General features: G+C 67.6%; 11 protein-coding genes and 1 pseudogene. 9 read left to right on the forward strand and 3 right to left on the reverse strand.

Annotated features, from left to right (window positions below; translation table 11 throughout):
• Positions 1–302: 302 nt before the first annotated feature.
• The 6 genes and pseudogenes from GA0070610_RS09005 (at position 303) to GA0070610_RS09025 (ending at position 15,832) form a co-directional block, all read left to right on the forward strand.
• Positions 303–6,569 (forward strand): carboxypeptidase regulatory-like domain-containing protein, encoded by a 6,267-nt coding sequence (locus tag GA0070610_RS09005; protein WP_231926001.1) that lies wholly within the window; start codon positions 303–305, stop codon positions 6,567–6,569.
• A gap of 161 nt (positions 6,570–6,730) precedes the next feature.
• Positions 6,731–12,868, forward strand: a complete 6,138-nt coding sequence (locus GA0070610_RS09010) for an RHS repeat-associated core domain-containing protein (protein WP_231926002.1) — start codon at positions 6,731–6,733, stop codon at positions 12,866–12,868.
• Between the two features lie 41 nt (positions 12,869–12,909).
• Positions 12,910–13,536, forward strand: coding sequence for a DUF4304 domain-containing protein (locus tag GA0070610_RS09015; RefSeq protein WP_088999607.1), 627 nt, complete (start codon positions 12,910–12,912; stop codon positions 13,534–13,536).
• 738 nt (positions 13,537–14,274) lie between these two features.
• Positions 14,275–14,391, forward strand: a pseudogene (locus tag GA0070610_RS31775) (IS5 family transposase); the annotation flags it as partial.
• Between the two features lie 8 nt (positions 14,392–14,399).
• Entirely contained in the window at positions 14,400–14,819 is a 420-nt protein-coding gene (locus GA0070610_RS09020; RefSeq protein WP_088999608.1) for a BRO-N domain-containing protein, read from the forward strand.
• Positions 14,820–14,902: 83 nt separating this feature from the next.
• Complete coding sequence (locus GA0070610_RS09025; RefSeq protein WP_088999609.1) at positions 14,903–15,832, forward strand: aminoglycoside phosphotransferase family protein; 930 nt, start codon at positions 14,903–14,905, stop codon at positions 15,830–15,832.
• Positions 15,833–16,205: 373 nt separating this feature from the next.
• On the opposite strand, the gene GA0070610_RS09030 is transcribed toward GA0070610_RS09025, so the two are convergent.
• Positions 16,206–17,054 carry an ATP-dependent DNA ligase gene (locus tag GA0070610_RS09030; RefSeq protein WP_231926003.1) on the reverse strand — a complete coding sequence of 283 codons (849 nt, stop codon included), beginning with the start codon at positions 17,052–17,054 and terminating at the stop codon, positions 16,206–16,208.
• A gap of 39 nt (positions 17,055–17,093) precedes the next feature.
• Positions 17,094–17,222 (reverse strand): hypothetical protein, encoded by a 129-nt coding sequence (locus GA0070610_RS31670; RefSeq protein WP_269458868.1) that lies wholly within the window; start codon positions 17,220–17,222, stop codon positions 17,094–17,096.
• A gap of 370 nt (positions 17,223–17,592) precedes the next feature.
• On the opposite strand from GA0070610_RS31670, the gene GA0070610_RS09035 reads away from it, so the two are divergent.
• Positions 17,593–17,790 carry a hypothetical protein gene (locus tag GA0070610_RS09035; RefSeq protein WP_088999610.1) on the forward strand — a complete coding sequence of 66 codons (198 nt, stop codon included), beginning with the start codon at positions 17,593–17,595 and terminating at the stop codon, positions 17,788–17,790.
• Between the two features lie 587 nt (positions 17,791–18,377).
• On the opposite strand, the gene GA0070610_RS09045 is transcribed toward GA0070610_RS09035, so the two are convergent.
• A complete protein-coding gene (locus GA0070610_RS09045; protein ID WP_088999611.1) occupies positions 18,378–19,139 on the reverse strand; it encodes a PIN domain-containing protein in 762 nt (253 codons plus the stop codon).
• A gap of 509 nt (positions 19,140–19,648) precedes the next feature.
• On the opposite strand from GA0070610_RS09045, the gene istA reads away from it, so the two are divergent.
• Both istA and istB read left to right on the forward strand, forming a co-directional pair.
• Positions 19,649–21,151 carry an IS21 family transposase gene (istA, locus tag GA0070610_RS09050; protein ID WP_088999612.1) on the forward strand — a complete coding sequence of 501 codons (1,503 nt, stop codon included), beginning with the start codon at positions 19,649–19,651 and terminating at the stop codon, positions 21,149–21,151.
• The gene (gene istB / locus GA0070610_RS09055) at positions 21,148–21,939 is read left to right on the forward strand and encodes an IS21-like element helper ATPase IstB (RefSeq protein WP_088999046.1); all 792 of its coding nucleotides are present in this window, start codon (positions 21,148–21,150) and stop codon (positions 21,937–21,939) included. The genes istA and istB overlap by 4 nt, the downstream gene beginning before the upstream one ends.
• Positions 21,940–21,996 lie beyond the last annotated feature (57 nt).

Below are 21,996 nucleotides of genomic sequence, written 5' to 3' on the forward strand. Positions count from 1 at the left end.
CATGATCACGGGGGTGGCTGGTGGCTGGTTGGCCCATGCCTGCGGACGTCTCGCGCGTTACATCGGGTTTTCGCCAACGGTGGACGGCGGTGGTGGTCGTCGCGGCTATCGCTGCCTCGGTGCTCGGGGTGCCCGCTACCTCCGCTGCCGGTGCCGAACCCGCGAAGGCCTTGTGCGTCGACGAGCAGCCTGACGCCGGTGCGGCCCGTCGGATGTTGGCGATCTGCGGCCGTCGAGTGGAGGATCTTTCGGCGCGTACGGAGTGGTCCCAAACGTTCCTGAACGTCGACGGATCGCGGACGTTGGAGCAGAGCATCGAGCCGACCCGGGTGCGTAAGGGTGGTTCCTGGGCGCCGGTGGACACCACGCTCAAGGCGTCCGCCGACGGGGTGGCGCCGCGGGCCACCGTGCTGCCCATGGCCTTCTCCGCAGGCGGCGACGCCCCGATCGCCCGGCTCCTTGACGGTGACCGCGAGGTCGCCATGACCTGGCCGGGTGGGTTGCCGAAGCCGGTGCTGGAGGGGTCCACGGCGGTGTACCGGAACGTCCTTCCGGACGTCGACCTACGGGTCACCGCACAGCCACTGGGCTTCTCCGAGGTGCTGGTCGTGCGGTCCCGCCAGGCGGCGGCGGATCCGAAGTTGGCGTCCCTGCGGTTCGGGCTGCGCACCAAGGGGGTCACCGTCGGTACGGCGGCCGGGGGAGGTCTCGCGGCTCGTGACGACAAGGGCGGCACCGTGTTCGCCGCGCCCGCGCCCCTGATGTGGGACTCGTCAGAGGCTCCGGACGTCGAGGTCGACGGGGCCAAGCCGGCGGAGAAGCGGGTGCGCGTGCTCGGCGCACCGCGTAAGCCGGACGCGGCGCAGCAGGAGCAGGAGCGGTCCGCGCCGGGTTCGCCAGGACGCAGCGCGGTGCCGGAGTCCGCTCGTCGTGCCGTGATGCCGGTGCGGGTGGATGGTGACACGGTGACGCTGGTGCCGGACAGGGCGATGCTGACCGACCCGCGTACGAAGTTGCCGATCTACATCGACCCCTCGTGGACCGGTGGCATCTCGAGCAACGCGTGGACGTCGGTGTGGAGCAAGCACAAGTCGAGTTCGTTCTGGCAGAACTCGACGGCGCTGTACAACGGCAAGACCTTCGGTTCGGCGGGTGCCGGTCGTACAGAGGACTGCAAGGGGTGTGCGGACCACATCATCCGGTCGATGTTCCGGATGAACACCTCGTCGGTACGCGGTAAGCACATCCTCGCCGCGCAGTTCCGGGTGGAGCAGCGGCACGCCTGGACGTGTAGCCCGAAGACCAACGCGAAGCTGTGGATGACGGGGGCGATCTCGTCGGGTACGACGTGGAACAACCAGCCGAGCTGGTACAGCAGCTACACGGCGCAGACCGTCGGCAACCGCAAGTACGGGGCAGCGCACGGTTGTCTCGGCACCGGCACCATCGAGTTCAACGTCAAGACCATGGTGGCGAAGGCGGCGGCGAGTAACTGGTCGACGTTGACGGTGGGTCTGCGGGCGATCGACGAGGGCACGCTGGGGCAGTGGAAGCGGTTCAACCACGCGTCGCCGAAGTTGGCGATCACCTACAACACCAACCCGAATGCCCCGTCGGACCGCAAGTCGGACGGCAAGGCCTGTGCCACCGGCACGTCGCGCCCGTACGTGCTGACCATGACACCGATCCTGGCCGCGAGGCACTCCGACCCGGACACCTCGCAGCAGTCGCTGACCTCCTGGTTCTACTGGTGGCCGGTCGGCGGTGCGCGTAACGAGACCGACAAGGTCTCGCAGGCGGCGGGTAACCCTTCGGCGGTGTCGAAGGCGATCCCGTCGGGCAAGCTCACCGACGGCGGCAGCTACGTCTGGCAGTCCCGGACGTGGGACGGCTCCCACTACGGTGCCTGGTCCGGCACGTGCGAGTTCACCGTAGACGCGACGCCCCCGCCGGCACCGACCGGCGTCAGCTCCACGAACTACACCAACGACGGTGTGCCGCGCGGTGGCGTCGGCCTGCCCGGCACGTTCACCGTCGCGCCGCCGTCGACCCGGCCGCACGAGGTGCGGGAGTACGCCTACAGCCTCGACTCCGGGGTGCTGACGGCGGCGAAGACCGTGCCGGCGCGTACCACCGACTACGGGGCGTCCATCAGCCTGGCGCCGCTGCACGACGGAGTCAACGTGCTCCACGTGTGGTCCAAGGACCACGCGGGTCGATTCTCCACCCCGGTGACGTACACGTTCAGCGTCAAGGCAGGATCCGGACCCGCTGCGGAGTGGACGTTCGAGGAGACCGGCACCAACGCCACCGACGTCTCCGGCCACGGCAACACCCTGGCCCTCGGCTCGGCTACCCGAGTTGCCGGCAGGTCCGGGGTGGGCTCCACGCTGTCGCTGTCGGGCACCACCGCGGCGACGAAGACCGGGACGATCAACACACCGCACCCTGACACGGGAGTCTCCACCCCGGTCCGGACGGACTCGAGTTTCACCGTCGCCGCGTGGGTCAAAATCAACTCCACGGCGGGCACGGGCGTGCAGACCGTGGTCAGCACGAGCGGTTCTCGGATGTCGGCGTACCACCTCGGTTATGCCGGCAGCAACCAACGCTGGCGGTTCACGATGGCGGCCGCCGACACCGATAACGCCGCAGGGTACAGCGTCCTGTCCGACTCCATGCCCACCGCCGGCAAGTGGACCCACCTGGCGGGCGTCTACGACGCGTCGACCAAGAAGATGACGCTCTACGTCAACGGGGTCGCACAGACCGCCACCGCCACCCTCGTGGGCGGCTTCAACGCCACCACCGAGGTGGCGATCGGCAAGCGCAAGTTCAACGGCAACTCCGACAGCTTCTTCACCGGCACGGTGGACGATGTGCGGTTCTACAACTTCATCGAGACGCCGGCCAACCTCGCGAAGCTGGCCGTGCCGCTACAGCCGAAGATCACCTTCCCCAACGGCACCGCCATCACCGCCGGCGGCCAGCTCACCGTCACGTTCGACGCCGGCGGCGACACGAATGTCACGAAGTTCAAGTACAGCGTCGACGGCACCGGCCTGGGCAGCACGGTGAACGCCACCGCCGCAGGTGGCACGGCCACTGTGACCGTTGACGTGGGCACCACCACCATTGGCGAGCGGCCGGTGTACGCGGTCGCGGTGGACGACGGCAACCGGGTCAGCGGCATGAACCAGGGGCAGTTCACCGTCGCCCCCGCCGCGAGCCTTTCCGGCACCGTGTGGGATGCGAACTTCATGCCGCAGGCCGGAGCGGTCGTCCAGCTTCAGCCCGGCGGCCACCAGAGCGCGTCAGGCGCCGACGGCAGCTACGCCCTGACCGGGTTCGCACCCGGCCTGTACACCATCACCGCGACGTTCGGCGGGCGGTGCGGCCAGGCGTTCAGCGGCCAAATCGAGATCGACGGCCAGGGCCTCACGTTTGACATCTTTATGTCCGCGCTGAGTGACGACCTGGGCCACACCTGCTCCGAGCAGACCGCCGCACTTGCCACGGCGGCCACCCCGTTGACGCTGACCGGCGACGACGCGGTCGCCACGGTCCAGCTACCGTTCGCCTTCCCGTTCTACGGCGGGGCGTACCGCAGCGCCTGGGTCGACACGAACGGGTTGCTCTCCTTCACCGACCCGGGCGGCTCCCACCCCTACACCGGCGGCGGGCAACTGCCCGCGCCGGCGGACCCGAACGCTCTGGTGGCGCCGTTCTGGGACGACCTGGTGGTCGACGCGTCAGCGAGCGTGCGTACCTCCAGCACCGGCACGGGCAGCGGGCAGCGGTTCGTCGTCGAGTGGCGCAACGTGCACCGCAAGGGCAACACGGCGGAGCGGTTGTCCTTCGGGGTGGTGTTGGCACCTGACGGCACGGTGACGACCAACTACGACCAGCTCGATACCCCGGCGGAGAAGGGCGGCAACGCGATCGTCGGCATCGAGGCGGCAGCCGGCGAGGACGGCCTGTCGTACTCCGTGAGCGAGCCCGTGCTGACCAGCGGGAAGGCGATCACCTTCATCCGTCCCGACGTCGCCGGCGAGTTGGAGACGCACAACCTCTCCGGCACGCTGACCGACGCCGGCGGCGCCCCGGTCGCTGGCGCCACGATCTCGCTCGACCCGAGCGGCCTGACCGCCACCACCGGCGCCGGTGGGACGTACGCCTTCACGGGCCTGGTCGTCGACAGCTACACCGTCTCGGTCAAGCTCGCCGGCCGCTGCGGCTCGGCCGTGCGCGCCCAGGTGGAGCTCTCGGCCGACATCGTGCGCAACCTGCAGCTCGGACCGGACTACGGGGACATGGGGTACGCGTGCACCACCGGCAGCGGCGGCTTCGTCGCGGCGGCCAACGTCCTCGCCCTGACCGGCGACGACGCGACGGCGTCGGTGACGCTGCCGTTCCCGGTGCAGTTCCACGGCGAGGCGTACACGACCGGTCGGGTGCACACCAACGGCCTGGTCAGCTTCGGCAGCGCCTCCGGTGAGCCGGACACCTGGGCGAACCCGACGATGCCGACGGCCACGGCACCCAACGCGGTGGTGGCACCGTTCTGGGACGACTTCGAGGTCGACGCGTCGGCCAGCGTGCGGACCCAGACCCTCGGTACCGCCCCGAACCGGTCGTACGTGGTCGAGTGGCGCAACGTCAACTTCCGCCCGCCGAGCACCGGGCGGCTGACCTTTGAGGTGATTTTCCACGAGGACGGGCGGATCGCGTACCACTACGGCGCGATGTCCACCCCGGTGCAGCAGGGCGCGGGCGCGACCATCGGCCTGGAGAACGGCTCGGGCACGGTGGCGGCGCTGTACTCCTTCCAGGAGGCGGTGCTCACCGGCAACAGCTCGATCACCTACAGCCCCGCGCCGGCCGGCACGGTCAGCGGTGTGCTCACCACCGCGGTGACCGGTCAGTCGGTCGCCGGTGCGACGGTGACCCTGAACCCGGGCAACCGCACCACCACTACTGGCACGGACGGCAGCTACCAGTTCACCGGCGTGAAGGTCGGTGAGTACAAGGTGACCGCGTCCACCGGGGACAACCGGTGCGCCGGCCAGTACGCCCGTGAGACCGTCAACCACCCCGGGGGGACTTCGGACGTGGACCTGTCGGTCATGGTCGACGGGGATGAGTTCGGCTACAAGTGCACCAGCGGTGCGCAGACCTTCGTCCCCGGCGACGTGGTCGAGGGATGGCAGGGCGACGAGACGGTGTGGCCAAAGAACCCGCCGTTCCCGGTCAAGCTCTACGGCGAGTCGTACACCTCGGCCTGGATCAGCGCCAACGGCCTGATCAGCTTCAAGGACCCGGCCTACTTCGGCTGGATCGGGTCGATTCCCGGCACGCTCCCGTCACCTGCCGCCGAGGGTTCCCCGAACGCCGCCGTGTACGTGCACTGGGACGACTGGGTGGTCGACTCGCAGGCCCGGATCGCCACGAAGATCAGCGGTACCGCACCGAACCGGCAGTGGGTCGTGGAGTGGCGCAACGTGCACCTCTACGGCGATACCAGTACCCGGGCCACCTTTGAGGTGATCTTCAGCGAAGGCGGTGACATCACGCTCGCCTATGCCGACATCGACCCGGCCAAACCGGTCGAGCGGGGTGGCGAGGCCACTGTGGGCATCGAGAACGCCGACGGGTCCATCGGCTTCCAGTACCTGCACCGGGAGACCTGGCTGGCCAGCGGCCAAGGCGTCACCTTCAAGCCCAACCCGCCGGGGCAGGGCAGCGTGGCAGGCACGGTGACCTGCCAGGGCACCCCGGTGGCCGGGGCGACCGTCAAGGTGGCCGACCGGACGGCCACCACCGCCGCGGACGGCACGTACCAGGTGGCCGTCGTGCCGGCGGGCAGCTGGGCGGCTGTCGTCACCGTGGCCGGCGGAGCCTGCAAGGGCTCGGACGTCCGGCAGGTGGTGGTCGGCACCAACATTCAAGCGGCCGCCGACTACGCCCTGGGCGCGACCCCCGGCGGAGGCGGTTACACGCTGACCGAACAGGCTGTGCCCTACACGCCGGCCAGCGGCACCGTGCTCCCGATGAGCGGCGACGACGCCTTCACCCCGGTCACCCTGCCCTTCCCCGTGACGCACTACGGCCAGACGTACACCACCGGCTGGGTGGACATCAACGGCGTGCTGAGCTTCGTCGACCCCGGCGAACCGTCACCGGACGCGTGGCCGATCCCCTCACCGGACAGTCCTGAGGAGCCCAACGCCGCGCTCTACCCCTTCTGGCACGACTGGTTCGTCGACAGCAACGCCAGTGTCCGCACCGCGGTGCGGGGCAGCGCCCCCAACCGACAGTTCGTCGTCGAGTGGCGCAACGTGCACTCCTACGAGGACCCCCTCACCCGGATCACCTTCCAGGTCGTCATCGACGAGGCCGGCGGCTACAGCTTCACCTACATCGACAACGACGGCACCTTCCTGGAACGCGGCGGCGCCGCCACCATCGGCATCGAGAACGCCGAGGGCACCGCCGCCATCCAGTACACCTACCGCCAGCCGGCCCTCCGGCCGGGCCTGGGGCTGCGCTTCAACCCGCCTAGTTCCTGACCCACCCGGTACCACCCAGTCCTTGAACCCTCGCTGATCCGAAGCCCCGGAGGCCACTGGTGACGTCACCCATGCCATTGCGATCACCCTCGGTGTTGGAAATATGGCAAAGAGTCATATCTCGGCGACGCTCGTGGATTGCTGCGCCCCTGACTGCCACCGTGGTGGCCGCCCTGCTCCACGCACCCCCGGTGCAGGCGGCGTCGAAGGAGACCTACACCCCGTCGTCGGCTAAACCGGTGCCGACCGTGCCAGTGAAGCCGGTCAAACCGCAGACGGCAGTGCTGGCGAAGCGGCCGCCATCAACGGCCGGCAAACCGGCTGCGGCGTGGCCGCAGTCCGGAGTGGAAGTGGTCGAAGTGGCCGCTGCCGGCACCGGCGGGGTCAAAGCCGGCGACTTGCCCGTGACATTGGCTGCGGCGGAGCGGAAGGTACGTTCGGCCAGAGACCCACAGCGGGTGAGAGTCGAGGTCCTCGACCGGGTGGCGACCGAGCGGGCCCGAGTGCAGGGTCTGGTGCTGCGTCTCGGCCGTGCTGATGGTGTTGCCGTCGCCGGCCACACCAAACTCACTGTCGACTACCGATCGTTCGCCACGGCCTACGGTGCCGACTGGGCAAGCCGACTCCGGCTTGTGGCGCTGCCCGCCTGCGCCCTGAGCACCCCCGAAAAGAAGCAGTGCGTCGGGAGCCCACTGCCGTCACGTAACGATCTCGCCACCAGGTCCTTGTCAGCTGATGTGCCGGTGAACGGAGCGCAGACCCTGGTGGCTGCCACGGCGGGACCTTCCGGTCCCGCCGGGGACTATGCGGCCTCCCCGCTGAACCCATCGGCGACATGGGCCGCCGGCGGCAACACCGGTGCCTTCACGTGGTCGTACCCGATGCGGACACCCCCGGCGCTCGGTGGCCCAGCACCCCAGATTGGCCTGTCATACTCCTCGCAGTCGGTCGACGGCCAGCACGCCGCCTCCAACAATCAGCCGTCCTGGATAGGCGAGGGTTTCGAGCCGTCAATCGGCGGGTTCATCGAGCGCCGGTACCAGGGCTGCGCGCGAGACATGGATGGCTCAGCCAACAACGACAAGAAGACCGGCGACCTCTGCTGGGAGACGGACAACGCGGTACTGTCCCTCGTCGGCCACTCCGGTGAGCTGATCTACAACGCCGCTGAGGGTCGTTGGCACCTGCGGGGCGACGACGGTTCCCGCATCGAGCGCAAGATTGGTGCCAGCAACGGCGACAACAACGGCGAGCATTGGGTCGTCACCACCAGCGACGGCATCCAGTACTGGTTCGGCCGCAACCGGCTGCCCGGATGGGCATCCGGCAACTCCGAAACCAACTCGACGTTCACCGTCCCGGTCTTCGGCAACGACCCGGGTGAACCCTGTCAAGCGCCGGCCTTCATCGACTCTGACTGCATGCAGGCGTGGCGGTGGAACCTCGACTACGTTGTCGACACCTCCGGCAACTCGGCGTCGTACTGGTACCAACAGGAAACCAACAAGTACGGCCGTAATCTAGACGCCGAGGACGACGCCACTTACGACAGAGGTGGTTGGCTGGACCGGATTGACTACGGCACCCGGCAGGTCAACGGCGTCGACTCGGTCCTCAGCACCGCAGCGCCCCTGCGGGTGGACCTCGGCGTGGGTGACCGCTGCCTGAGCGACTGCGCGACACACGACGAGACGCACTGGCCGGACACCCCGTGGGACATGGCCTGTTCCGGCGGATCCTGCCCGGACAAGTTCTTCCCCACGTTCTGGTCGACCAAACGGCTCTCCACGGTCACCACCCAGATTCGCAGTGGCACCGGTTACAGCGATGTCGAGCGTTGGACGCTAACGCACACTTTCCCCGACCCCGGCGACGGCACCCGCGCCGGGTTGTGGCTGGACAAACTGTCCCATGCCGGCCTCGTCGCGGGGGCTGCCTCCGTCCCGGACGTGTTGTTCACCCCGGTGCAGTTGTCCAATCGGGTGGACACGATCGACTTCGCAGCCGCCATGAACTGGATGCGTATCACCAAGATCCGCAACGAGACCGGCGGCACCATCAGCGTCAACTACTCCGACCAGGACTGCACGGCCGGCCAGACCATGCCGACACCGCACACGAACACTCGGCGGTGTTACCCGGTCGTCTGGGAACCGGAGGGCTACACCAACCCGGTCACTGACTGGTTCCACAAGTACGTGGTGACCACTATCTATGAAAACGACAACACTGGCGGTGTTCCACCGAACGGCAGCCCACGCACGGTCTACTCGTACGACTACCTCGACGGAGCGGCCTGGCATTACAACGACGATGACGGCCTGATTGAGAAGAAGCACAAGACCTGGTCGGACTACCGGGGGTACGGCCGGGTCGGCCTCACCGTCGGTGACCCGGGGGAACAGACCTACACCGAGACCCGCTACTTCCGCGGAATGTACGGCGACAAGTTGACACCAAGCGGTGGCACCCGAACCACGACCGTCGACGGCATCAACGACGAGGACTGGTACGCCGGCCTGCTCCGCGAGACCAAGATCCTCAACGGCCCCGGCGGACCCGTCGTCCAGCGTGAGCTGGCAGCCCCGTGGCCGTCACCAGCCACCGCCACCCGCACCATCAACGGCGACACCGTCACCGCACGCTTCACCCGGGTGGGTACGGTGACCCGCCACACGACCCTTGACGCGGGCCGCGGCGAACGGGTCAACAAGACAGTCACGACGTACGACAACTTCGGCATGCCACTCACCATCGACGACCTCGGCCAAGACGGGGTCGCCGGCGACGAGCAGTGCACGAAAAACGACTTTATCCCGCGCAACTCCACCGACTGGATCATGGACCGCCTCCACCGGGTCGAGACCTATGCGGTCAAGTGCGCGGATACGGCCAACCCCACCACCCTCACCGAAGCCGACGTGATCGGTGAAACCCGGACCCGCTACGACAACCAGGCGTTCGAGGCCACGCCGACCAAGGGCCTCGCGACCCACACCGAGGAAATGGCGGCCTGGAACGCCGGGACGCCGACGTTCACGGTGGTCAAGCGGGACGCCCACGACGTCCACGGCCGCGTCACGTCCTCCTGGGACGCGATGGACAAGCAGACCACCGTCGCCTTCACTCCGGCCAACGACGGGGTCGTCACCTCGACGCTGACCAAGAATCCCCTGTTGCACGAGACCACGACGACGATGGCCGCGGCGTGGGGGCTGCCGACGTCGATCATCGACCCGAACGGCAAACGAACCGACCTGAGTTACGACCCGCTCGGCCGACTGTCGTCGGTATGGATGCCAGGCCGGGACAAGGCGACCGAGACGGCGAACAGCACCTTCACCTACCAGATCCGCGCCGACGCGCCATCGGTGATCGCATCCTCCCGGCTGAACGCCGCAGGCGCCTACGTAACCACCTATGAACTCTTCGACGGCCTGCTTCGCAGCCGCCAGACGCAGAAACCGTCGCCATCCGGCGGCCGGCTCATCACAGAGGCCTTCTACGACTCGACCGGCCGCTCGGTGCTGAACTTCGAGGCGTACCACGCGAGCGGTTCGCCCGGCGGCACGTTGCTGACCGCCACGGACAAGGCATCCGTCCCGAAGCAGACGCGCAGCATCTACGACGGCGCAGGCCGGACCACCGATCTGGTCTTCCAGCCCTACGGCACGGAGCGGTGGCGCACAACCACCTACTACTCCGGCGACCGTACCGACGTCACCCCTCCGGCGGGCGGCACGGCAACCTCCAAGGTCACCGACGTCCGAGACCGGACCGTCGAACTGCGTGAGTACCACACCGCCACCCCCACCCCGGGCACGGCCGGGAGTTGGGACGCGACGCGCTACACCTACGACCGCAGGGGCCACCTGACCACAGTGGCCGACGCGAAGGGCAACGATTGGATCTACCGTTACGACGTCCGCGGCCGGCAGGTCGAAACCGATGACCCCGACAAGGGCCTCACGGAATCCACCTACGACAACGCCGACCGGGTTACCACGGTCACCGACGCGCGTGGTAAGAAAATCGCCTACCTGTACGACCCGCTGGGACGGAAGCGGGCCACGTACGAGAACCAGGTCGGCGGCACTATGCGCGCCCAATGGATCTACGACACCATCGCAAAGGGCTATCTGTCGCAGTCCACGCGCAAAGTCGGGTCCGCATCCTACCAGGTGAGGATCCTCGACTACACCGATAGCTACCAACCCGGTAACACCCAGGTCGTGATCCCCTCCAGCGAAACTGGTATCGGCGGTACGTACAACTACAACAACACGTACAACCTCGACGACACGACCGCATCGACCAGCCTGCCGTCGACCAACACCGACCTCCCCGCCGAGACGCTGACCTACGGTTACAGCCCGCTGGGTCTGCCAACCACGCTCAGCACGTTGTACGGCAGCACGAATTCGTCATATGTCGCCGACACGGACTACAACGCTCTGGGCAACGTCGACCAAATCGAGCTGTATGCCGGCACTGGTGGGCGCGTCTTCCAGAAGTACACGCGCGAACTGGAGACAGGTCGGCTGACCGGCGTCCGCACCGATCGCGACTCCGTGGCACCGAACGTCGTCGCCGACACGCGGTACACCTTCGACGACTTCGGCAACATCACCAAAGCAGCCGATGTAGCGCCGGACCCGGTCGACGATACCCAGTGCTTCGACTACGACCATCTCCGCCGACTCACCGAGGCGTGGACCCCGGCCAACGGCGACTGCACGGCCGCGCCAACAACGGCGCTCGGAGGGCCCGCCCCTTACTGGCACTCCTGGCAGTTCGACCTGCTCGGCAATCGCACCAGCGAGGTGATACACACCAGTTCGGGCGCATCAACCACGACCTACCACTATCCCGCCTCGGGGAGTACGAGCGTCCGTCCGCACGCGGTCACCAACACCTCTGGTGCCCGAAGCGGCAGTTACACCTACGACGCGACGGGCAACATGACGACCCGCCCCACACCGTCAGCGGGCACCCAGACCCTCACCTGGGATCCCGAGGGCCATCTGGAAACCTCTACGGACGCCACCGGTGAGACCCGTTACGTCTACGACGCGGACGGCAATCGGCTCGTCCGCCGTGACCCCGCCGGTCGGACTCTCTACCTCCCTGGTCAGGAGATCCGCTATACCAACAGCACCGGCACGACGTCGTGTACCCGCTACTACTCCTTCGCGGGGTCGATCGTGGGGTCGCGCACGGCGAGCGGCCTCACCTGGCTTGGGGCGGACCACCAAGGCACGGCGCTGGTCGCCATCCAAGCCAACTCCCAACAGGCGACGGTACGTAGGCAGACCCCGTACGGCACACCCCGCGGAACCACGCCGGCCTGGCCGAACGACAAGGGGTTCGTCGGTGGCACGATCGACAACACGGGGTTGACGCACCTGGGAGCCAGAGAGTACGACCCGACCCTCGGAAAATTCATCTCTCTCGACCCAGTTATGGACCTGCTCGATCCGCAGCAGATAAACGGGTACGTCTACAGCAACAACAACCCGGTCACCTTCTCCGACCCCTCCGGGCTCAAGTTCGAGGAGGAAACTGTCGCCGAGTACAACGAGCGACAGCGGAAGAATCGGGCCAAGCAGGCCAAGGAAAAGAAAAAGAAAAAGGACAATTTCCTCAATTACCTGAACAATAAGCGCCACGAAGCTGCCCAGCTCGCTGCCCGCGATCGGATTCGCAAACAGGTAGAGGACATGGGTGGTGATCCCGAAGAGGTGAGGATTGAATACTCAATCCCGGACGCCTGCAAGACAAAGAGCCACAAGGGTCAATGTGGAGAACCAGGTAAGGCCGACATCGTCTATATTGACCGCAAGACCGACACGATCTACGTGTGGGAGGTCAAGATTGCTCATCGCGAAGACGAGGCGGAGCGCGACGTCAAGCACTACATCCGCAAGCTCAGGGCGGATGGGAAGTTCACGAACGTCGAACCGGGGTTCGCATTGACCTCTCTCGTGTTCGCGGCGGTACCCGGCAGTCAGGAGTCGGTGGTCGTCTACAACGGACCCACCGAGGGTCAGGTGCTCTACCGTGCCTTCCGGTGGCGCAAGCCCACCCCGCCGCCTCCGCCGAAGCCGGTAAGGGTCCCCGTGGAGGCGCCGAAGACGGTCGAGGCGCCGAAGCCGATCTTCAGCCCGTGGGTGGTCACGACCGTCGTTACCGTCGGAGTGGTCGGCTTGGCCGGTGTCTGCATCGTCGCGAGCGCCGGTGCGTGCGGAGTGGCGATCGGTGTCGGCGCCATCGGCGGTACGGTGGCCGCGTCAGGCTGATCTGCTCGTTGCCGTCCCGGCCGGCTGGAAGGAATTTTCCAATGTCGCTGCAAGCGTTGTTCAACAACTTCGTCAAAGGCGTGGCGGAGCAGTTGGCCGAGTACGGCTTCGATCAGGGAAAGGGCCGCGTCTTCCGTCGGTATTCACCGACGGGCGACGCGCTCGTCATCGAAATTCAAATGTCCGACCACGCCAGCAAGGCGGAGAAAGTCTTCTACATCAACGTGGGCCTGGTTCTGGCGCCGGCGTGGGAACACGCCCGGCAGCGCTACCGCCTGCCAGCGTCCGAGCAACCGCGGCCGCTGCACGCCATCTGGGAACACCGGATCGGATTCACCACCTTCTCTGGTGGAGACCAGTGGCGAATCGCCGACGAGGCCGGCGCCGCCGAGGTGTCCGCGCGGGTGCGCCGGCGCCTGGACGAGGCGGTGGCGGAACTGCTGCCGTTGCTGGACCGCGAGAAGTTCCTTGCGGTGGCTGACAGGCGGGAGTTTCTCGGGGCTGGTGGCTGGCGCGTACGGGCCTGGTTGCTGGCGGAGCAGGGTCCGTCACCGGAGCTTGAACACCTGCTGTTCACGGAGCGGCCAGCGCATACCCACAAGTCGCCGATGATCCAGGGGATCTGGAACTACGCGAACAGCAGGTCCAGGGCCGCCGACTCGGGGTGACGGTCCGCAACGGGTCCATCCTGACCTGTCCGTATAGCTGCTAGGCGGCTGGCGTGGCAAGGCTGGTAACAGGTGGACCAGGACGATCAGACCACGCGACAGGTAACGGCTACGGCAGGAAGGGCAGTATGAGTGGGCAACGGTCCGTAGGATCCCGGCTCATGTCTCAAACTTGGAGGGTCTCACGGCTCGGACGGTTCGGTGTAATTGCGTTGGCTCCTCTGTTTGGTGTATTGGTATGGCTGCTCTGGGGCAACGTACTGGTTAGCTTTCTAGCCGTTCTTGGTGCGCTTGTAGGTTGGTGGAAATTCGCCTGGCGTCCGGCCGTGGTCCTTGCCGGCGCGGAAGTGATTGTGCGAAACCCCAATGTTTCCCGGCGCATTGATATTCGTGATGTTGTGCATGTCGAGCCCGGGTATGGGGGCTTGACTATCACGACCTCGACGAACGAACGCGTGGTTGCGTGGGCAGTGCAGAAATCCAACTTCGCCAAGTGGACCGGTAGGCACACTCGGGCTGACGATGTCGCAACCTCCATCTTCCGCGCCAGTCGGAGCGGCACTGAGGCCAATTCATCGTGATCGGCCTGGTGGCGGTAGCTGCGGGAAAGGGCTGTCGACGGGGGAGGGCTACCTTTAAGAGGGTGGTTGGGTAGCTTTCGTCCATTGTGGGTTTGGGTCGGCATGTGAATGTGAGCCGTGGTCGTAACCGGTAGGGTCCGGCCGCGTTAGGCTGATCATGGGTGAGCGTGCGGCGTATCCGAATGACCTGACCGATGAGCAGTGGGCGGTGGTCGGTCCGTTCCTGCAGGCGTGGAAGGACCGGCACCCGTCCGTGTCGGGGCATCAGGGTCGCGACCAACGGTGACCCAGCCGACGCTGCTGACCCTGCTCACCGGACGCGAAACCGCCGCCGGCCCCACCGTCGAGCGGCTCCGCGCTCAGATCGCCTCCCTCGATGAGCAGCTCACCGTGGCCGAGACCGAGGTCGCCGAACTCGCCATCACCCGCAGGACGCTCCTGAGCCTGGGCGGCCCACTCGACGCGGCGGCGCCCGCTGACCCGACCGTCGCCAGCCCTGCCTACCAGCAGATCCTCGCCGTCTTCCACGCCGGGACCGCACCGATGTGCGCCAAGGACATCTGCCAGGCGCTGGGCACCGGCACCACCGCGAAGGACACCGAGAATCTCCGCGCCAAGCTCAAACGCCTCGCCGCCCGCCAGATCCTCGCCGAACCCGAGGCCGGACTGTTCACCCTGGCCTCGCCAACAACGTCCGCGTAACCCACCATCAGGGCCTCTAACCAGCCGCCAAGCCCACAGTGGACATAACCTCCCGAACCACCCTCTTAGAGCTCCATGGACATTTGAGCAACGTCTGTGGCCAGATTGGCGTCGACCCGGATGGTGCCAGGCTCGTCAAGTACACGATGAACGCGGTGTTCGTGGCGCCGCCGTTCGTGATCAGGCTTGCTGCTGGTTCCCACGCTGCTGCGCTCGCCCGCCGGGTGGTATCGGTCGCGGCCTGCCTTGAGAGGCTTGGCATGCCGACCGTACGGCTCGCCTCCGGTGTCGCGTCTCAGCCGATCTTCAGTGGGGACTGGGTCGCCACGGTATGGCAGCATGTCCTGACCATCAGCGACGAGCCCAAGCCGGTCGACCTCGCCGCGCCACTTCGTGCCCTCCACAACCTTGACCAGCTCGATGTAGCGTTGCCGCACTGGTCGCCGATCGAGAAGTTCCGTCGGCGCCTCGATGCTGCCGAAGCGTTACCGCCCGAGGAAGCCGCCGAGCTGGAGCAATGGTCGAGGACGGAGCTGGGGATTGGGGCAGCCGGCCTCCTGCGAGATCTCCGTCTGCGTTGCGACAAGGCGGAGGAGGATCTCGATCGGGTCCCGTGGCGGCTGCCGCGAGGCCTCATACATGGGGACGCTCACACCGGGAACATTCTCCGCCCAGCAGTAGGCCGCATTGCGGTTGCCCGCGCGGAGCCTCTGCTCTGCGACTTGGACGGGTTGTGTATCGGACCGCCGGAGTGGGACCTCGTACCGACCGCCCACGGGGCTACGCGGTTCGGTCGCTCACCTTCCGACTACCAAGAATTCGTCGATGCCTACGGGGTCGACATCACGGCGTGGACGGGCTGGCCGGTTCTGCGTCGTGTTCGGGAACTGCAGCTGGTTACCAGTACCATCGACACCCTTGCTGGCCGCCCAGATGTTGCCCGTGAACTCGCGCATCGACTGCGATCACTTATCCTTGACGATCTCGAGGCCACGTGGAGTCGCTACCGGTAGTACCTGTGTGTTTCGCCACCGGACAGGACATCGTCTTCGGCATTGGAAACAGACGGGGCCCGTGCGCCTCCACGGTCGGCTGCCGATTGGCAGTAGCCGGCGCTCGCGAAGATCTGTCACATTTTCGGGTGAGTGGCTGTCACTGCCGGGCTGGCGCCACTCGTCGCGGTCGCGCACTAAGCACGCTGCCAACCCTCGTCAGTACCATGACGAACGGTCATCGCCAGTTGCGGATGCAAGCGGCTCAGGCTCAGGTGACCGTGACGGCATGATTGCAGCGGCTCCGGAAGCACCAGCTTCTCATCAGCAGGCCCGCTGATGCTCACCCCAGGTCGCCGAAGTAGTCTCATCCTCGCCGACCAGCAGCGGCACATCATGGACCGACAGGTCCGCCCGGGGCCTGGCGTACCGCACCCGATGGCGCCAGCGTCCGTGTTCGAATGCCACGTCGGCGTCGATCTTCGCCACCACGGTCGGCTCCGCCTGCACGTACGGCAGCTGTTCGGGCCGGTCCAGATGGCCGGACCAGGACGCGGGCAGCGGCTGTGGCCACGGGTGGGCGACCGCGCCGCGGCGTGGCATGCGTGGCGGTGACAGCAGCTCGGCCAGCGCCGCATGCTGGTGGGTGGTCAGGGGGTGGGAGTCGGCCGGTGTACCGGAGCCGTCCCCGCCGGTCGAACCGGCCCAGCAGCACTGTCTCTGGGCGGCTGATGCTGCCGGTCACCCCGCCGATGATGGCCTCGGTGACGATCCGGGTGCGGAACTTCGACCAGCCGCGCCGGCCGGGCTCGTACCGGCTGTCCCGGCGTTTGCTGACGACGCCCTCGATGCCTGCCGAGACGGTCCAGTGCAGCAGCCAGTCCGCCACCTGCCGCATGTCGGCCGTCTGCGGCGTCACGGTGAGCTGTGCCGGCGCGTCGACGAGCAGTCGTTCCAGCCGGGCTCGACGTTGGGACAACGGCAGATCGAGGATCCCCTGCCCGCCGGTGTGGGCGAGCAGGTTGAACAGCACGTAGTGGGCGGGGCGCTCGCGCGCCAGGCGCAGCAGGTCAGGGCCGGCGGTGACCCGGCGCTGGAGCTGCGCGAAGTTGGTCCGGCCGCGCTTCCAGACGATCAGTTCACCGTCGAGCACTACCCCTGGCGGGATTGCCGCCCGGATTGCCCGGGTGACGTCTGGGAAGTGTGTGGTCAGATTCCTGCCGGCCCGCGACTGCAGGTACACCCCGTCGGTCTCGCGGAAGGCGATACACCTCCACCTGTCTCACTTCGGCTCATGGACCAGGCCCGGGCCCTCGGGCACCACGTCGACGGGCGCTGCGAGCATCGGCGCGACCGGCCGCCGCAGCACGGGATCCGCCCCGGCGCTCGCCCGCAGGCGGGCTGGAGTCACCGCCAGCCCCCACCACACCGGCCGTGTACGGCACTCATCTTCCGCCCGTCCCCCCACGTCATCGTCCGAGATACGTGGGTGGCCTCGGGAGGAGATCCGCGACATCGAATGCGCCAGCGACGGGCTGCAGCATGGCCCTCGCCTAACGAGCGGCGGGGTCGGCGGCGACCCTGAACCGGTCGGCGAGGCCACCGCTAGGCTGCTGGCGACGGCCACGTGCAGGTGGAGCAGCTACGGGCGCAGGCCACCGACGGCGGGTCCCCGCAGCGGGTTCAGCGTGGGGACCGGCCTCCGCCCGCGGCGCCGCCCGGTCGGGCGGCAGAGTTTTGTGCGCGGCGTCCAGTGCTCATTGCGCACGTACCGTCGGAGGGTGGACGTGCTGCTGCGCGGCGGGCCCGGTGACGGCCAGGTGGTGCCCGACGGCGGGGAAACCGTCGTGTGGCACGCCTGCCTGTACGAGATCACACACGAGTACGGGCACCGGCACGGCCGCGACCTGCGGGTGTACCGGCATCGCCCCGACTGCTGCGAGCCGTACGGCCGAGGCGGCGAAGACCGCTGCGAATGACCCGCCTGGCTCCAGCGCGAGTTTGTTCGGCACCCCGCCCCGTCAAGCGATCGAACATGCGTACGTTCGGCGCGTGGAAGAGGTGGTCCGGAGATGGTGGAACGGGAACTGGGGGCGCCTGGCCCGCCGCGACGTGTGGCTCGTCCGCCAGACACGCTGGAGGCTGATCGCGCGCGCTGGCGACAGCGAGACCGGGAAGGTACTGCGGTGGGAGTTCGACACGGAGCCGGAAGCCCTGCACATGGTTGATCGTCTTCTGCGTGCCGAGACCGCAGGCCAGTGGCGCGAACAGGACCCCGCGTCGTCCCCGGGGTTGCAGCCGCGAGAGCAGCGCCCGAGGCGGCACCCAGGCTCGGCACCTTCGTAATGTCAATTCCAGTGCTTCGGTGAGCAGGTCTGGTGGGTGGCCGGCGGTGGTGTGGTGGCCTGAGCGCAGGTCGCTGAGCCGGTGAGCCAGGTGCAGCAGGTGTGGTCGGGGTCCGACGCCGTGGGCGTGCAGGAGCTGGTTGAGCTGGCGGCGGCCGGCGGGGTCGAGCATCCGCCTTCCCCTCGAGCGCCTCCCGTGAAGCTGCCGTCGCTGCCTGGATCTATGGCTGACTCCTGCGGGGCTTGGGCTCGGTCGCGGCAGGCTCGGGCCCGATGTCTTTTTCGATCTTGATGACCTGCAGATCGATCATCCGTGCTCGCAGCGCCATGCTGGTATCCATCGTCAGCAGCCGCACTCCCCGGCCGGCGTACGCCTGCAGGGCAAACGCCCGGTCGATGATCTCGTCGTCGTTGTCTTCGAGCCGCACATGGTGCGGGTCGTCGAACAGCACCTCGATGGTGACCTTGTCCCGGGGCATCCCGCCAGCCTCTGAGACCGCGGAGAAGCTCTTGTCTGCCTCTCGGATCGTTACCCGCGACTGTGGGGCGCGCAGGAGCTCGTCAAGCACGCCGAGGGTGTGCCCGGCCCGCCAGCGGACATGCTGGTTACTCGACTCCTTGAGACGGTCGAGTTCGTCGACCACGACGCGGGGCACCACCAGCCGCACCGGCTCGAATCCGAGACCCAGTTCGTGGGCGTATTCGATCTCTCTGATCTTCGCGGAGTGGCGGATGAAGACGGTGGTGTCCACCACGGCGATCTCGGCGTGGTCCTGCGACCACCGGTGGACCTCGCTGGTGAGCGCGGCGTGTGCTTGGTCGAGCGTCTCCGAGCGGTCCGTGATCTCCATGCTGAGCAGGTCACGGGCGAACTGATTGGCGTGATCGGCGAGGTCTTGCAGCCGCCAGAATCGAGGGGTGAAGACCAGTCTGTCGATGTCCCTGCTGCTGATCCGGTTACGCATGAGTCGCGCGGTGTCCATCGCCCAACTCAGGTAGCCGGGCAGGTCACGTGATGGTTTTGGCTCCGGGTTTTGCGCTGGAACAGCATGTCCAGCACTGCATGGGCGTCGGCGCCCGCCGACAGGTTGACAAGCACGCCGGTGATCGTGCCACCGCAGAGCCTGGCGTCACCACGCGAATATCGCAACGTGCCGGGCCGGCGCCTCGGCTTGGACCAAGGGACCAGGAGCGCCAGATGGGCCGCCGCGAGGGCTATTCGGCCGCCGTGCGGCCAGCGCTCGAGAGTGTCGCAGGTCGAGCAGGGCGCCCTCGGTGAGCAGTTGACCTCCCCACGCATCCCTTCGCGGCGAGCCTGCGCCGCTGCCAGGCTGCTTGAGGGCGGAATCTCGAAGGACCGCTGTCGGCGGCCAGTGAAAGATCCCCATAGGCGGCCATTTACCGCCCCGCTGATGGCCAGGGTTCTCCCCGTGGACGGCCAGATACCTCCCCGCTGATCATGACGAGACGCTGGTCGGCGAGGGTCGGCGGCGTGAAACGCGGCAGGGAGATCGTGGAAATTTTGGAGGCATACGACCTCACGGGTAGTTACCGTGCGGCGGCCGAGCTGGCCGGGTGTGATCACCACACCGTGGCCCGGTATGTGAAGTTGCGGGCCGAGGGACGCAGCCCCGAGGAGCGGACCCAGCGGGCTCGGCCGATCGACGAGTTCATGGACAAGATCGAGGAGTTGGTGGCCCGCTCGGGTGGCCGGGTCCGCGCCGATGTGGTGCACCGGCGGATCACCACGATGGGCTTCGCCGGCGGAGAGCGCACCACCCGCCGGGCGGTCGCGGCGGTGAAGAAGTCCTGGCAGGCCGGGCAGCGACGGGTGTTCCGCCCGTGGATCCCCGAGCCCGGTTTGTGGCTTCAGTTCGACTGGGGCGAAGGCCCACGCATCGGCGGCCGGCGGACCACGTTGTGGTGCGCGTGGCTGCCCTGGTCCCGGTTCCGGGTCGTGATCCCGGTGCTGGACAAGACCCTGCCGACGGTCGTGGCCTGCCTGGATGCCACCCTGCGGCGCCTGGGTGGGGTGCCGGCCTATGTGTTGACCGACAACGAGAAGACGATCACGGTGGAGCACGTCGCGGACATCGCCGTGCGTAATCCGGAGATCGTGCAGGTGGCCCGGCATTACGGGATGACGATCCGCACTTGCGTGCCGGCGGACCCGCAGTCCAAGGGCGGCGCCGAGAACACCGTGAAGATCGCCAAGGCGGACCTGGTCCCGACCAGCGCGAACCTGCTCGGCCAGTACCGCACGTTCGCGGAACTGGAGGCGGCCTGCCGCGACTTCACCGACGAGGTCAACGCCCGCATCCACCGCGACACCCGACGCCGCCCGGCCGAAGCCCTCCTGGACGAACGCGACCGGCTGCATCCGCTGCCGGCGCAGCCGTTCACCGTCGCGTTCGGCACCACCCGCCGAGTGAACTGGGACTGCACCATCTCCGTCGACGGAGTCCGCTACTCGGTCCCGCACCACCTGGTCGACACCCGGGTCTGGGCCCGGTTCCACGGCGACGAACTCATCGTCACCGCCGTCAGCGAGGACGGGCCGGCCGAGGTCGCCCGCCACCAGCGGGCCCAGCCGGGCCGCCCGTCGATCCTCGACGAGCACTACCCGCCCCGATCACGCCAGTCCGACACCGCCGATCGGGTGCCGCGGGCCCGCACCGCCGACGAGGCCGCGTTCCTGGCTCTCGGCCCCGGCGCCGCCGCGTGGCTGGTCGAGGCCGCAGCCGCCGGGGTCCGCGGGGTGCGCCGCAAGATGGCCGAAGCCGTCGCTCTCGCGAAGCTGCACGGCGTCGACCACGTCGACCGGGCCCTCGGCACCGCCGCTTTGGCGGGCAGGTTCGCCGACAACGACCTGATCCGCATCCTGGCCCACCAACGCGACGACGACACCCCACCCACTCGGGCCAGCGAAACCCACAGCCTGCAACCAGGCACCTCTGCCTGGTCAACCTTCGGCACGACGACTGGAGAACAGTGACCATCACCCCGTTGCGGGTCACCGGCGCAGCCGGTGACCCGCTGACCGAAGCGATCGAGCTCACCCGCCGGCTGAAACTGCCGCACCTGCGCCGGGCCATGGCCGACCTCATCCCCACCGCGAAAGCGCAACGCTGGGACCCGGCCGAAGTCGTGCGGGTCCTCCTCGCGGAGGAGGCAGCCGGCCGGGACCAGGCCAACCTGCGCACCCGGCGCAAACGCGCCGCGTTCCCCGCCGGCAAAACCTTCGGCGACTGGGACGAGCAGGCCTCCTCGATCCCGCGGCCGACCCAGGACGCCCTGCGCAGCCTGGAATGGGTGCAGCGCAAGGAGAACCTGTCCATCTGCGGCCCGTCCGGCACCGGCAAGAGCCACTTCTGCGAAGCCCTCGGCCAAGCCGCCGTCGAGGCCGGCATGACCGTCGCCTGGTTCACCATCGAAGACCTCGGCGTCATGGTCCGCCGCCACCGCCCCGACGACTCCGTCGCCCGAGCCATGGCCAGACTGATCCGCACCGACCTGATCATCATCGACGACATCGGCCTGCTACCGGTCTCCCCGGACGCCGCCGAAGGGTTCTACCGCCTCGTCGACGCCGCCTACGAACGCCGCAGCCTCGCGGTCAGCTCGAACCTGCACCCGTCCGGTTTCGACGAGATCATGCCCAAGACCCTGGCCACCGCCACCGTCGACCGACTCCTGCACCACGCCCACGTCGTCGTGACCCAGGGTGACAGCTACCGGTTCAACCAAGCCACCGCCGGACAGGGCGTCAAAGCCTTGCACTGACCCCAGCACCACCCCACAGGCGGGGAACTATCTGGCCGCCACTGGGGAGAAACCATG

The sequence above is a fragment of the Micromonospora echinofusca genome, assembly GCF_900091445.1.
GTDB classification, from domain to species: domain Bacteria; phylum Actinomycetota; class Actinomycetes; order Mycobacteriales; family Micromonosporaceae; genus Micromonospora; species Micromonospora echinofusca.

Excerpts from the sequence above, each read along its gene's own strand:
- GA0070610_RS09015 (WP_088999607.1), top strand. The coding sequence starts at position 12,910 with ATGTCGCTGCAAGCGTTGTTCAACAACTTCGTCAAAGGCGTGGCGGAG.
- GA0070610_RS09045 (WP_088999611.1), bottom strand. The coding sequence starts at position 19,139 with ATGGACACCGCGCGACTCATGCGTAACCGGATCAGCAGCAGGGACATC.